The sequence below is a fragment of the Streptococcus sp. HMSC074B11 genome, from assembly GCF_001808705.1.
GTDB lineage: Bacteria > Bacillota > Bacilli > Lactobacillales > Streptococcaceae > Streptococcus.
Genome location: NZ_KV794234.1, coordinates 1 through 12,805 on the forward strand (window position 1 = coordinate 1; position 12,805 = coordinate 12,805).

Sequence of the window (12,805 nt, forward strand, 5' to 3'; positions counted from 1 at the left end):
AGACCTGAATATACCAAACCTATTGGAACAGGTAGTGGTCAAACCGCGCCAAGTAACACAGTTCCTGAGTTTAAACTCAAAGTATTGAAAGACAAGACTACAAGAGTTCAAGTTATTAGTGGCACAACTGAACTAGGAGGCGCAAGCTACCTCGACAGTCAAAAAGTTGAAAATAAAGAACTCTTGGGCAAGAAATACGATGCTTACGCTCTTCAACTTAAGGATAAAGATGGACAGCCAGTTCAACCCAAAGGTGCTGTACTCGTTCAACTACCAGTATCCGGTGATATTCAAGAACTCTATCAATTAACTTCAACAAATGAATTAAAACCACAAGAATTCACCATTCGAGACGGTATGATTGAGTTTATTACTTTTGACGTGAGCACCTACGCTATTGTCTACAAGACAGAAGGCTCAACTGTTAAACCTGTCCCAGCTCATACGGAAGAAAGAAACCTAGAAACCACAAAACCATTAGTTGAAAGTAATGAAGCAAATGATCAGGTCTCTACGAATGACAAACAACTCCCAGCCACAGGTGAACAAGCTAGCCCTCTCCTCTTTATAGCAGGTCTCAGCCTAGCCTTATCGGCTACCTTCTTACTAAAAGGTAAGAAAGATTAAACATTGTCCCCCTAGGAATATAGATTTATTCCGCTATAAAAAAGGATGGAAAATCATTCCATCCTTTTTCTATTTCAATAATATACTACAAATCAAATCCTATTCACACCTTTTGAAAATAATTTGGTGGGGTAGATAAGTGGTAGAACAAGTCTTGATGTTCTACCGTTTTTTTACATCCACTACTTCCGTTTTCTTGCGATTAGGTGAATCGGTGTTCCTTCAAAGACAAAGGTCTTGCGGATTTGATTTTCGAAGAGTATAAATCAATGCCTTCCGCCTTTAGATTTCCCTAACTCCCGTCTCAAACGAAACATTTTTTTGAAGAAGATGTAGTCTAGCCAGTCACTGCTTAGAGATAGGACTATCAACAGCAACCAAACACCCCAAGCACTCGTATCTGATACATGTTTCAGAACAAGAGGGAAAAATAAGAATGAAAAAATTGTCAAATCCAGGCTAAATAGAGCTAAAAGGGAAAAATAAATCCAGTAGAAATAGTAGATGATGGGGAAAAACTTACTGTTTCTATCAGCATTGTCTATCCAATAGAAAAAGCAAAAGCAAGGAAATAAGAGTATCAATTGATTAAACGACAGTTTCATTATCGACACCTCTTTTCGATAGCTTTTTCTTTAGCTTCATTCTATCAAAAAAATCTGGAAATGTCATTCCAGATTCTACTTTTTTATTTACGTTTTCTTGCGATGAGATGGATTGGGGTTCCCTCAAAAACAAAGGCCTTGCGAATTTGATTTTCCAAGAAACGCAAGTAAGAGAAGTGCATGAGTTCTTCTTCGTTGACAAAGATGACAAAGGTTGGTGGTTTGGTTGCCACTTGAGTCGCATAGAAGATCTTGAGGCGTTTCCCTTTGTCGGTCGGTGTTGGGTTGATGGCGATAGCATCCATAATCACATCATTCAAGACAGCTGATGGAATACGGGTATTTTGACTTTCGCTGATTTGCTTAATCATCTCAGGTAGTTTGTAGAGACGTTGCTTGGTTAAAGCTGATACAAAGATAATCGGTGCGTAAGGCAGGTATTGGAACTGCTCACGGATATCTTCCTCCCAGTTTTTCATAGTGTGGTTGTCTTTTTCAAGAGTATCCCACTTATTGACCACGATAATCATCCCTTTACCAGCTTCGTGGGCAAAGCCAGCGATACGCTTGTCATACTCACGAATACCTTCCTCGGCATTGAGGACCATCAAAACTACATCTGAACGGTCAATAGCACGCATAGCACGCATAACCGAGTATTTCTCAGTATTTTCATAGACTTTACCTGACTTACGCATACCAGCCGTATCAATCATGGTAAACTCTTGGCCGTCAGCATCTGTAAAATGGGTATCAATGGCATCACGAGTGGTACCAGCGACAGGGCTGGCAATGACGCGATCTTCTCCCAAAATGGCATTAATCAAGCTAGATTTTCCAACATTGGGACGACCAATCAAGCTAAATTTAATAACATCTGGATTTTCTTCTTCAACTTCATGTGGGAGGTTTTCCACAATAGCATCTAGCACATCCCCTGTCCCGATACCGTGAACAGAAGAGATTGGTAGAGGTTCGCCCAATCCAAGAGCATAGAAATCATAGATATCATTTCGCATCTCTGGATTGTCAACCTTGTTAACGGCTAGGATGACTGGTTTATGAGTTTTATAAAGTTTACGGGCAACGTATTCGTCCGCATCTGTAATTCCTTCTTTACCAGACACGACAAAGACGATAACATCTGCTTCTTCCATGGCAATTTCTGCCTGGTGCTTGATTTGTTCCATGAAAGGCGCATCGACATCATCGATACCTCCAGTATCAATCATACTAAAAGAACGATTGAGCCACTCACCTGTGGCATAGATACGATCTCGTGTTACACCTTCAATATCTTCTACGATTGAGATGCGTTCTCCCGCGATACGGTTAAATAGGGTTGATTTCCCAACATTGGGACGTCCCACAATGGCAACAGTTGGTAAGGCCATGTTTTCTCACTTTCTACAATAACTTCTTCTGCTCAAGATTTTCTCGAGTCGAGCTTGGTTCTGGATTGCCAAATTGCTCTGCCAAACGTTGACTCCAAGTTGTAGTCGCACGCGCACCTGCATATTCAGTCTGTACACGGTCATAGGCTTCAATTGCCTCAGTTGACTGTTCTTGGTATTCTTCCTCAAAGACAATATTCTCTAGTGGCAGTCTTGGTTTCACATCATGCTGTTGATTTGGCACACCGAGTGCAATCCCAAAGACTGGATAGGTATAGTCAGGAAGCTTGAACAATTCTGCTAACTCAACAGACTTGTAACGCACCAAACCGATAATCACTCCACCATAGCCTAAGCTTTCTGCCGCAAGCAAGGCATTTTGTCCAGCCAAAGCCGCATCTACTGAAGTGATGAGGAGTCCTTCCACCCCTTGAGGTTGGAAAATATCCGTATGGAGACGAGCCCCTTTTTCTGCACGGTTTAGATCACCAACAAAGAGTAAAAATGCTGCAGACTGGCGAATCGCTTCCTGAGGAACTAGCTCAAATAAGGCGTCCTTCTTTTCTTGACTTCTGACAAGAATGACCGAGTAGGATTGGAAATTTTTCCAAGAAGAAGCCATTTGGGCAGCTGCCAAGATCTCATTCAAGTCTGCTTGGGGAATCTCTTGCTCTTTAAATCTACGCACTGAAGTGTGAGCCTTCATTAATTTGATTGTTTCTGTCATCGGCGGTTTTCTCCTTCAAGTCTTGTTTCCTCTGCTAAATAACGAATGCGTTCCATGACGCGTCTAGCTTCCCAGGTTTCGTCATTTCCGTTTTTCCCTTTAGCGAAATGCTTCTCCAAATCTTCAAAGTTGAAGTTGGAGGTAAAGAAGGTTGGCAAATCTTCCTGCATACGATATTGGAGAATAACCTGCAGGATCTCGTCACGCACCCAAGCTGTTGATTGCTCGGCACCAATATCATCCAAAATCAAGACTTCAGCAAGCTTAATCTCATCCACCAAGGTCTTGACATTGCCATCACCGATGGCATTTTTGACATCGATGACAAAGCTCGGATAGTGGAGGAGAGTTGATGAAACGCCACGTTTTTCTGACAAATCATGGGCTAGGGCAGCCACCATGAAACTTTTACCCACACCAAAGTCTCCATATAAGTAGAGACCTTTTCGAATAGCTGGATATTGCTCCACAAAGGCTAGGAGCTTTTCAAAAACTGGCAAGCGCCCCAAATCATCTAAATCAACTTGAGCTAGGCTAGCTTTTTTAAGACTAGCTGGAAGATTGATTAGCTTGAGACGGTTTTTAATCGCTGCTTCTTTTTCCGCTGCAATTAGCTCTGGAGTCTCTTCATAAGAGACATCTGCATAGCCATGATTCATGACTAGGATAGGTTTGTAGCCACGCGCGATATAATCTGTATCTCCTCGGAGGAACTTATCTCTCTCAGTGATGTATTGGTTAAACTTGGAAATACTACGGTTTAACTCCTCCTGACTGAGAGATTCTTTCTGGATAAAGGCTGCAACATCAGGGTCCTTCACAATTTGCTGGACTAAATCCTGATACTGAAATCGGCTTGGTTGACGTTTGAGCACGTCTCCGACACTTTCCATCTAGTCTCCTCCTTTTTCTAATCGAGCTAACATTTCTTTTTTCTTACGTTCTAGTTCTAAGCGAGTTTCTTCGCTAGTTTCATTCTTATATTCAGGATTGCTCCATTTAGGTACATTGGTTTTTGCTGGGGCATTCTGATTCTGCTTTTGCGTTTTTGCTTTTTGGCCACGTTCACGAATACGGAGAACTGCCTCCTCTGCACTACGGATATTTTGATAGGCGTAGTCATTAGCCACCTTCATGGCGTATTTTTCATTGATATTAGCCGAATCAACCTTATTAAAGGTCAAGAGCAAGATAACATTGATTACTTCATCCAGCAAGCCCAAGGCCGCCATCTGCTGGAGCAGGTCTCGTTCAGTCTGAGTTATACTTCCCTTGCGGGTCTGCTTAATCTCAGCAAGGAACTGCAAGGCTGTCTTTTTCTTAGCCTCTCGGATAATAGTTGCTTCCTTAGGACTAAAGTCAGAAGTCACAGGCTTTTGCGCTATCTTTTCACGGATGCGTTTGACAGAAATCACTTGCGACACTGCTGTCGCTTTGGCTACTTGATAAGTCTCAAACCAGGTCCACTTCTGCTCGTCTGCTATTGCAAACAAGGCCAAAACATCCGAAGTCTCATCTTGAAAACGAAGACCATCACGAGCCATGAGCTGACGGAAATGCTCCAAATCAAAATCATCTGCTGCTGGCTGACTGCTAGAGGTTTCTTGACTCGCAGACTCAGATAACTGAGGAAAGATTTGACTCAAGGACACCGAGATAGGTTCCCCTTCAACACTTTCCTGTCTCATGGCTGCAACCGCACTATCCCCAATCATTTTTTCTAACAAGGTCCGATAAACTGTATGTTGTAAAAATTCTTGAGTTGATAAGGGAGAATGGAGTAACAAATTATAGGTATCCCCCTGCTGATAGAGGGTCACCAATTTCATGGCTGTCAGAGTTTTAAAAGCCTTTAAAAGACTATCCATCCCAAAATTCAGATGGTTGAGCATAGCTGCAAAGAGATGCTCCTTTTGACCATCATCCCAAAAAGTCACAGCATAAAGATAGAGGCTCAGCGCCTCCTGACCGATAATCGGGAGGTAGCACTGCACCATTGATGAGGTATCTTGCGACACCCGATTATTCTTTACAAAAGAAAAACGGTCATTTGGCTTCATTTATTTTTCCTTTTTCTTTTTTGAAGATTGTGTGATCTGCTGGAGTAGGCTTTCAAGTTCACTCACATCCTTAAAACTACGGTAAACACTGGCAAAACGGACATAAGTAATCTCATCTAGCTCTGCCAACTCTTCCATAACCAAGGAACCAATAACCTCACTCTGAATTTCATTTTCATTGCGACTACGGAGTTTTTGTTCGATGCGATTGACCACCATGCCAATCTCATCACTAGACACTGGACGTTTCTGGGCTGAACGAATAATCCCGTTAAAGATTTTATCTCTTGAAAATTGTTCCCGTGTACCATCTTTTTTGACCACAACTAGTGTTCTCTCTTCAACACGTTCATAGGTTGTAAAACGATGCTGACACTCTTCACACTCACGTCTTCTTCTGATTGTATTTCCTTCTTCAGCCTGGCGACTATCGATCACACTTGATTTTGTAGCGCCACATTTTGGACAACGCATGCCTTTCCCTCCTTGTCGTTTTCTTTTCATTATACCATTTTTTAAGAGATTCCCAAAATAATTCTCCTTTTGGCTTGACAAGTTTTTTGTTTTGTTGTATTATTGAATTAACACAAAGGTAATTAGAAAGGAGATCGTGATGTCTTGGACATTTGATAACAATAAACCCATTTATTTGCAGATTATGGAGAAAATCAAATTGCAGATTATTTCCCATAAACTCGAGCCCAATCAACAGCTTCCAACCGTTAGAGAATTAGCAAGCGAGGCAGGTGTCAATCCCAACACCATCCAGCGCGCCCTATCGGACTTGGAAAGAGAAGGCTTCGTTTATACCAAGCGGACATCTGGACGCTTTGTCACAGAGGATTTGGACTTGATCCTCCAATCCCGTAAGCAACTGTCAGAAGAACAGCTGCAACAGTTTGTAACAGGCATGGTAGAATTTGGTTATGAAAAAGAAGAACTACCGACTGTTTTGAGAGATTATATTGAAGGAGTTTAAACTATGACCTTGTTAGCATTTGAAAATGTGTCAAAATCCTATGGAGCAAGCCCTGCTCTTACAAATGTTTCCCTTGAAATTCCAGCTGGAAAAATCGTTGGTCTCCTTGGCCCAAACGGTTCTGGAAAGACAACCCTGATTAAACTAATCAACGGCTTGCTACAGCCAGAGGAAGGGCGTATCCTTATCAATGGCATGGAACCAAGCCCAGCAACTAAAGCGATTGTTTCTTATCTCCCTGATACGACCTACCTCAACGAGCAAATGAAGGTCAAGGAAGCTCTCACTTATTTCAAGACCTTCTACCAAGATTTTAATCTGGAACGTGCTCAAGGTCTTCTTCGTGACCTTGGCATTGATGAAAATAGCCGTTTCAAGAAACTCTCAAAAGGGAACAAAGAAAAGGTTCAGTTGATCCTTGTCATGAGTCGCGATGCTCGTCTATATGTGCTTGATGAACCAATCGGAGGTGTCGACCCCGCAGCTCGTGACTATATCTTGAACACCATTATCAACAACTACTCTCCAACTTCGACTGTCTTGATTTCAACCCACTTGATTTCAGATATTGAACCAATCTTGGATGAGATTATCTTCCTCAAGGATGGAAAAGTCGTCCGTCAAGGAAATGTTGATGATATTCGCTATGAGTCTGGAGAGTCTATCGACCAACTCTTCCGCCACGAATTCAAAGCCTAGTTAAAGGAGATTATTATGTTTTGGAATTTAGTTCGTTATGAATTTAAAAATGTTAACAAATGGTATTTAGCCCTCTACGGTGCTGTGTTGGCTCTTTCTGCCCTTATCGGGGTTCAAGCTAGTTCCCTAAAATCCATCGATACACCTGATCAACAAATGATTATGTTAGTTTTTCTGGCTCTAGTTTTTGGTGGACTAATCATTACCTTAAGTATTTCAACCTTGATTTTGATCATCCGTCGCTTCAAGGGTAGTGTCTACGATCGTCAGGGATACCTAACTCTCACACTCCCCGTATCTGAGCACCAAATCATTTTATCCAAACTTTTGGGTGCTTTCATCTGGTCTCTGGCTAGCTCATTAGTCTTTATCTTGAGTATTTATATCATTTTAGTTCTGACTGGTGCAAACTTCCTTGATATCTTTTCTCTCGAATACCTCTTTAAATTTTACATGGATAGTTTCTGGCTTTCTGTGATTTCATATATCCTCAGCACAATTTCAGGAATCCTCTGCATCTACTTGGCGATCTCTATCGGACAACTTTTCAATGAATACCGTACAGCTCTTGCCGTTTTAGCCTATATTGTTATCCAAACTGTTCTCGGCTTTGTTGGTCTCAACCTTCGCATAGATATCGACTACAATTGGATGATCTCCTTTGAAATCGTTAAAGACCTCATCCTCAGCGCAGCCTTCTATCTCGGAACCTACTATATCTTGAAGAATAAGGTTAATTTGCAATAAAAAATGCCCAGCTACTAGAGCTGGGTTTTTGCGTTAACTCAATATCAAATTAGCTACGATCGGACTGACAAAGACATAGAGAATACCGGTGACACCGATAGCCAAACCACCCATAGCACCTGCAACTGGTCCATAGCGGAAGGCCGTTCCAGTTCCAACGGCGTGACCTGTTCCACCCAGGGCTAGTCCAGCAGCTACTGGATCGTCTATCTTGAGCCATTTCAAAAGCGTTGGTCCGATAACGCTGGTCAAAATCCCCGTTGCTACTACAACTACTAGAGTCACAGTAGTCAAACCTTGCAACTTTTCTGTAATCCCTACTGCCATAGCGGTCGTTACTGACTTAGGAAAGAGGGAAATAGCTAGGAAAAAGTCCATACCAAAGATTTTTGCGACTAGGGCTGTAAAAGAGGTATTGACGATGACAGCTAGAAAACTACCCAGCAAAATACTTCTAACATGATGCTTCATCAAGTGGAAGCTCTTATAGAGGGGAATTCCTAGAGCCACTGTTGAAGGAACAATCAAGTTATTAAGATAAACCCCACCTTGGTAGTAATCTTGGTAGGAAATGCCAGTCACTTTCAAAAAGATAATAATAAAAATAGCTGACAGTAGCAAAGGAGTCGTTAAGGGATGAGGATAGCGTCTGAAAATCATCATTCCCCCAAGATAGGCTAAGATTGATAAAGCAATTCCAAATAGGGGATTGGATACAAATTCGCTCATTTGGTACCTCTTTCTTCGTAGTCACCTTCATAGCGTTTTTTGATAAATTGAACCACAAGCGCAATCAAGATGATATTAATCACTGCTGCAAAAAAGACAATCAAAACAATCGGCAGAAGATAGGGAGCAATCACATCAAATTTTTCCATAATTCCAACCGCAGGAGGTAGAAAGAGAATGGTCATGTTGGCCAAGAGAAAATTCCCAACCATATTGACATGGCGGATGCGCAACCACTTGAACTGCAAGGCTAGAAAAAGAATAATCAAGCCGATGATACTTCCAGGAATGGGCAAATGAAAAAAACTGGAGATCCCTTCACCGATTAGAGAAATCACAAAAAGAATCATTAACTGAACATATAACTTCATCGTAAACTCCACAAATAGACTTTCTGCATACCAGTTTACTCTTTTTTCAGAAAATTTCAAGCAAATATATAAGAAACATCCTTCTTGCTATCCAAGCCAAAAAGGTGTATACTAATTGCGTGCGCAAGCATCATAGATGCACTAGTATGATTACACTATTATAGAGGGAAAGGAGATGGACATGACTTACTTAGAAAAATGGTTTGACTTCAACCGTAGGCAAGTAGAGCTAGAAGCTATTTTAGAAGAGACCATCGCTGAGCAGAGTGAACAAACCTTGACACTCAAGGAATTTTATCTCTTGCACTTTCTAAATCAGGCTGAAGGCAAATCCCTAAGACAAATCGACTTGCCAGATAAACTACACCTGAGCCCTAGTGCTGTTTCACGGATGGTGGCTCGCTTAGAAGCCAAGAACTGCGGTTTACTTAGTCGAAGATGCTGCGACCAGGACAAACGAGCTAGTTTTATCTGCCTGACAAGCGAAGGACAGACTACCTTGGCTTATTTACAAACAGCTGTTGAAGAAAGCTTAGCAAGAAAATCAAACTGGTTAACCTAAAATATTTTTAAAAAACTTGCGTGCGCAATCATTTTTCTTGACATTCCTTTTTTCAAGGAGTAAAATGAAAACATGATTTAGCAAAGGAGAATCCTATGATTGAAATCACCTATCTTGACGCCAGCAAGCAAGAGAGAACCATGACCTTTGAGTCATACGATGAATTTGAACGTTCTCAGCATGCCTGCCTGATTGGTGTCGCAGACTATTACCCCGTCCAAAAAGTAACCTACAAGGGGCATGATTTGGACTACCATGGGACTTACGGAGATGTTTTCTTCTATCTCATGAAACAAGATTTAAGCCAATATAACTAAAAAGGAGAAATACTATGGCAAAAGCAATTACAGACGCAACATTCGAACAAGAAACTAAAGACGGATTGGTCTTGGTAGACTTCTGGGCAACTTGGTGTGGCCCATGTCGTATGCAAGGTCCAATCTTGGACAAATTGTCTGAAGAACTCTCAGAAGATGTCTTGAAGATCGTTAAAATGGACGTTGATGAAAATCCAAACACAGCTCGTTCATTTGGTATCATGTCTATTCCTACTCTTCTTTTCAAAAAAGATGGACAAGTGGTTAAACAAGTTGCTGGTGTTCACACAGCAGAACAAATCAAAGCTATCGTTGCTGAATTAAGCTAATCAAAGAAGAGACCAAGTGCATTCATTTGGTCTCTTTTTTCTTGCCCTTTGCCATTTTTCAAAAAATATGCTAGACTGTAACTAGAATATCACGATGTTTGGGACATGCCATCGCTAAAAAAAACCTCTACTTGGTATTTTTTAGCTCCCTCTAGGGAGCTTTTTGCGTGCTCTGAACATTTCCCATTTTGGAAGGAGTACTATGAAACGTCAATCAGCCTTGGTCGTCTTTAGCGGCGGTCAAGATTCAACAACCTGCCTTTTCTGGGCCAAGCAACACTTTGAAAAGGTAGAAGCCGTTACCTTTGCCTATGGCCAACGCCACCATCTCGAAATTCAAGTGGCCAAAGAAATCGCTGAGGAACAAGGAATTCGTCATCATATCCTAGATATGTCTCTGCTAGGACAAATTACTGAAAATGCCTTGACTTCAGATCTAGAAATTGAGCAAAAAGAAGGAGAGGTGCCTAATACCTTCGTTGACGGTCGCAATCATCTCTTTCTGTCCTTTGCTGCAGTCCTTGCCAAGCAGCGTGGAATTACGGATATCGTGACAGGAGTGTGCGAAACAGACTTCTCAGGCTATCCTGACTGTCGGGATGTCTTTGTCAAATCACTCAATGTCACCCTCAACCTTGCCATGGATTACGACTTTGTGATCCAAACACCTCTCATGTGGCTAGACAAGGCTGAAACTTGGAAATTAGCTGACCAACTCGGTGCCTTTGACTATGTTCGTGAGAAGACCTTGACCTGCTACAATGGGATTATCGGTACTGGTTGTGGAGATTGTCCTGCCTGCCATCTACGCCAACATGGTTTAGAGGTTTATCTCTCTCAGAAAGGAGAGGCCTGATGTTTTTTGCTCCCAAAGAAATCAAACAAGAAACTGGGGAATCTCTTGTCTACAATCCTCACAGAACCTTAGTCTCAAAAGAATTTACCTTCGATGCTGCCCACCATCTCTTTCACTATGAGGGAAAATGCAAATCCCTACACGGTCACACCTATCATCTGCAAATCGCTGTCAGTGGATTTTTAGATGATAGAGGTATGACCTACGATTTCGGAGACATCAAAGCTATCTACAAGGACTACTTAGAGCCCCACTTGGATCATCGCTATCTCAATGAAACCCTGCCCTACATGAATACAACCGCTGAAAATATGGTTTACTGGATTTTCCAAACCATGAGCCAAGAGTTGCCAGACGAGCGCGGTCTCCGTTTGGAATATGTTCGCCTCTATGAAACTCCGACTGCCTTTGCAGAGTTTAGACGGGAGTGGTTAGATGACTAAGGAACGTGTCCTCAAACTACCAGTTCTGGAAATTTTCGGCCCAACCTTTCAAGGTGAAGGTCGTGCTATCGGCCAGAAAACCATGTTTGTCCGCACTGCTGGTTGTGACTACCACTGCGACTGGTGCGACTCTGCCTTTACTTGGGATGGCTCTGAAAAACCAACTCGTATGACTGCTGACGAGGTCATTGCTGCCTTGGATAAATTAGGGAGCTACGACTACGTCACCCTATCTGGGGGAAATCCTGCTATCCTAGCAGCCAATATGGCTCAACTGGTCACCAAACTCAAGGAACGTGGAGTCACTCTGGCTGTTGAGACCCAGGGATCCCGCTGGCAACATTGGTTAAAAGATATCGACCAAGTCACTCTAAGTCCTAAGCCTCCTTCCTCCAAGATGGAAGTCAACTTTGAGACCTTGGACTTCATTGTTTCCCAACTAGACCCAGACAAAGTAACCTTTAAAATCCCTGTCTTTGATGATGCAGATCTAGCCTTTGCCAAAGGGATTCAAGAACGCTACCAACCAGATGTCCTTTTCTTATCAGCTGGAAATCCTGAGCCCAAAGCTAGAGGCAATATTGTCCAAGACCAACTGGACCGTCTCAAAGAACTCTGGGAACGAGTCGCTGCCGACGATAGCTGGGGCAATGTCCGCGTCCTTCCTCAACTCCATACCCTCCTCTACGACAACCAACGTGGTGTTTAAGATTAGAAAGAAAAAAATCATGTCACAACAAGAAGAAATGAAAAACCTAAGCCTCCTCGGCAACAAAGAAACCAACTACATTTTCGAATATCAACCCGAAGTCCTCGAATCCTTTGACAATCGTCATGTGGAAAATGACTATTTCATCAAATTCAACTGCCCTGAATTTACCTCTCTTTGCCCAATTACTGCTCAGCCAGACTTTGCGACCATTTATATTTCCTACATTCCTGACAAGCTCTGTGTCGAGTCAAAATCCCTCAAACTCTACCTTTTTAGCTACCGAAACCATGGAGATTTTCATGAAAACTGTATCAACACTATCGGGAAAGACTTGGTCAACTTGCTAGACCCTCGCTATTTAGAAGTCTGGGGAAAATTTACACCTCGCGGTGGCATTTCAATCGACCCTTACTACAACTACGGTAGACCTGGAACCAAGTATGAAGGATTGGCAGAACAACGCCTCTTCCAACATGACCTTTATCCAGAGAAAATTGACAACCGTTAATACTCTTCGAAAATCTCTTCAAACCGCGTCAACGTCGCCTTGGATTAGATATAGGTAACTGACTTCGTCAGTCTTATCCACAACCTCAAAGTAGTGCTTTTAGGAATCTGCGGCTAGCTTCCTAGTTTGCTCTTTAATTT

18 protein-coding genes and 1 pseudogene are annotated in these 12,805 nt (G+C 42.1%); 11 read left to right on the top strand and 8 right to left on the bottom strand.

The window, feature by feature from the left end; all coding sequences use genetic code 11:
* A partial coding sequence (locus HMPREF2619_RS01255; RefSeq protein WP_148130348.1) for an LPXTG cell wall anchor domain-containing protein occupies positions 1–627 on the top strand: 627 nt, incomplete at its 5' end.
* A 266-nt stretch (positions 628–893) separates the two neighbouring features.
* Here the strand turns inward: HMPREF2619_RS01255 and HMPREF2619_RS11540 are convergent.
* The 6 genes from HMPREF2619_RS11540 to nrdR all read right to left on the bottom strand — a co-directional run bounded on the left by HMPREF2619_RS11540 (position 894) and on the right by nrdR (position 5,887).
* On the bottom strand, positions 894–1,232 hold the full coding sequence (locus tag HMPREF2619_RS11540) for a hypothetical protein (RefSeq protein ID WP_070458397.1): 339 nt from the start codon (positions 1,230–1,232) through the stop codon (positions 894–896).
* Between the two features lie 83 nt (positions 1,233–1,315).
* Entirely contained in the window at positions 1,316–2,626 is a 1,311-nt protein-coding gene (der, locus tag HMPREF2619_RS01265) for a ribosome biogenesis GTPase Der (RefSeq protein WP_070458400.1), read from the bottom strand.
* 13 nt (positions 2,627–2,639) lie between these two features.
* Positions 2,640–3,353, bottom strand: a complete 714-nt coding sequence (locus HMPREF2619_RS01270; RefSeq protein WP_070458403.1) for an NADPH-dependent oxidoreductase — start codon at positions 3,351–3,353, stop codon at positions 2,640–2,642.
* Entirely contained in the window at positions 3,350–4,246 is an 897-nt protein-coding gene (dnaI, locus tag HMPREF2619_RS01275; protein ID WP_049549027.1) for a primosomal protein DnaI, read from the bottom strand. Before dnaI ends, HMPREF2619_RS01270 begins: the two co-directional genes overlap by 4 nt.
* Complete coding sequence (locus tag HMPREF2619_RS01280; protein ID WP_070458406.1) at positions 4,247–5,413, bottom strand: DnaD domain protein; 1,167 nt, start codon at positions 5,411–5,413, stop codon at positions 4,247–4,249. It lies immediately after the preceding gene.
* Positions 5,414–5,887, bottom strand: a complete 474-nt coding sequence (gene nrdR, locus HMPREF2619_RS01285; RefSeq protein ID WP_001203674.1) for a transcriptional regulator NrdR — start codon at positions 5,885–5,887, stop codon at positions 5,414–5,416. It abuts the gene before it with no gap.
* A gap of 139 nt (positions 5,888–6,026) precedes the next feature.
* Between nrdR and HMPREF2619_RS01290 the strand changes: the two genes are divergently transcribed.
* The 3 genes and pseudogenes from HMPREF2619_RS01290 to HMPREF2619_RS11770 form a co-directional block, all read left to right on the top strand.
* Positions 6,027–6,392, top strand: coding sequence for a GntR family transcriptional regulator (locus HMPREF2619_RS01290; RefSeq protein WP_000119157.1), 366 nt, complete (start codon positions 6,027–6,029; stop codon positions 6,390–6,392).
* Positions 6,393–6,395: 3 nt separating this feature from the next.
* Positions 6,396–7,091, top strand: a complete 696-nt coding sequence (locus HMPREF2619_RS01295) for an ABC transporter ATP-binding protein (RefSeq protein ID WP_000173159.1) — start codon at positions 6,396–6,398, stop codon at positions 7,089–7,091.
* Between the two features lie 468 nt (positions 7,092–7,559).
* Positions 7,560–7,838, top strand: a pseudogene (locus tag HMPREF2619_RS11770) (hypothetical protein); the annotation flags it as partial.
* A gap of 33 nt (positions 7,839–7,871) precedes the next feature.
* Here the strand turns inward: HMPREF2619_RS11770 and HMPREF2619_RS01305 are convergent.
* Together HMPREF2619_RS01305 and HMPREF2619_RS01310 are read right to left on the bottom strand one after the other, a co-directional pair.
* The gene (locus HMPREF2619_RS01305) at positions 7,872–8,567 is read right to left on the bottom strand and encodes an LrgB family protein (RefSeq protein ID WP_049508971.1); all 696 of its coding nucleotides are present in this window, start codon (positions 8,565–8,567) and stop codon (positions 7,872–7,874) included.
* The gene (locus HMPREF2619_RS01310) at positions 8,564–8,938 is read right to left on the bottom strand and encodes a CidA/LrgA family protein (protein ID WP_070458412.1); all 375 of its coding nucleotides are present in this window, start codon (positions 8,936–8,938) and stop codon (positions 8,564–8,566) included. Before HMPREF2619_RS01310 ends, HMPREF2619_RS01305 begins: the two co-directional genes overlap by 4 nt.
* A gap of 181 nt (positions 8,939–9,119) precedes the next feature.
* Here HMPREF2619_RS01310 and HMPREF2619_RS01315 point away from each other — a divergent pair, with 181 nt between their 5' ends.
* The 7 genes from HMPREF2619_RS01315 to queF all read left to right on the top strand — a co-directional run bounded on the left by HMPREF2619_RS01315 (position 9,120) and on the right by queF (position 12,665).
* A complete protein-coding gene (locus HMPREF2619_RS01315) occupies positions 9,120–9,500 on the top strand; it encodes a MarR family winged helix-turn-helix transcriptional regulator (RefSeq protein WP_070458416.1) in 381 nt (126 codons plus the stop codon).
* 95 nt (positions 9,501–9,595) lie between these two features.
* Positions 9,596–9,817: a DUF4649 family protein gene (locus tag HMPREF2619_RS01320; RefSeq protein WP_049508973.1), complete on the top strand. Its 222-nt coding sequence runs from the start codon at positions 9,596–9,598 to the stop codon at positions 9,815–9,817.
* Positions 9,818–9,831: 14 nt separating this feature from the next.
* A complete protein-coding gene (gene trxA, locus HMPREF2619_RS01325) occupies positions 9,832–10,146 on the top strand; it encodes a thioredoxin (protein ID WP_001029584.1) in 315 nt (104 codons plus the stop codon).
* A 202-nt stretch (positions 10,147–10,348) separates the two neighbouring features.
* A complete protein-coding gene (gene queC / locus HMPREF2619_RS01330) occupies positions 10,349–11,002 on the top strand; it encodes a 7-cyano-7-deazaguanine synthase QueC (protein WP_070458419.1) in 654 nt (217 codons plus the stop codon).
* Entirely contained in the window at positions 11,002–11,445 is a 444-nt protein-coding gene (gene queD, locus HMPREF2619_RS01335; protein WP_000464566.1) for a 6-carboxytetrahydropterin synthase QueD, read from the top strand. The genes queC and queD overlap by 1 nt, the downstream gene beginning before the upstream one ends.
* A complete protein-coding gene (gene queE, locus HMPREF2619_RS01340) occupies positions 11,438–12,154 on the top strand; it encodes a 7-carboxy-7-deazaguanine synthase QueE (protein WP_070458422.1) in 717 nt (238 codons plus the stop codon). Before queD ends, queE begins: the two co-directional genes overlap by 8 nt.
* A gap of 19 nt (positions 12,155–12,173) precedes the next feature.
* Positions 12,174–12,665, top strand: coding sequence for a preQ(1) synthase (queF, locus tag HMPREF2619_RS01345; RefSeq protein ID WP_000082589.1), 492 nt, complete (start codon positions 12,174–12,176; stop codon positions 12,663–12,665).
* Positions 12,666–12,805 lie beyond the last annotated feature (140 nt).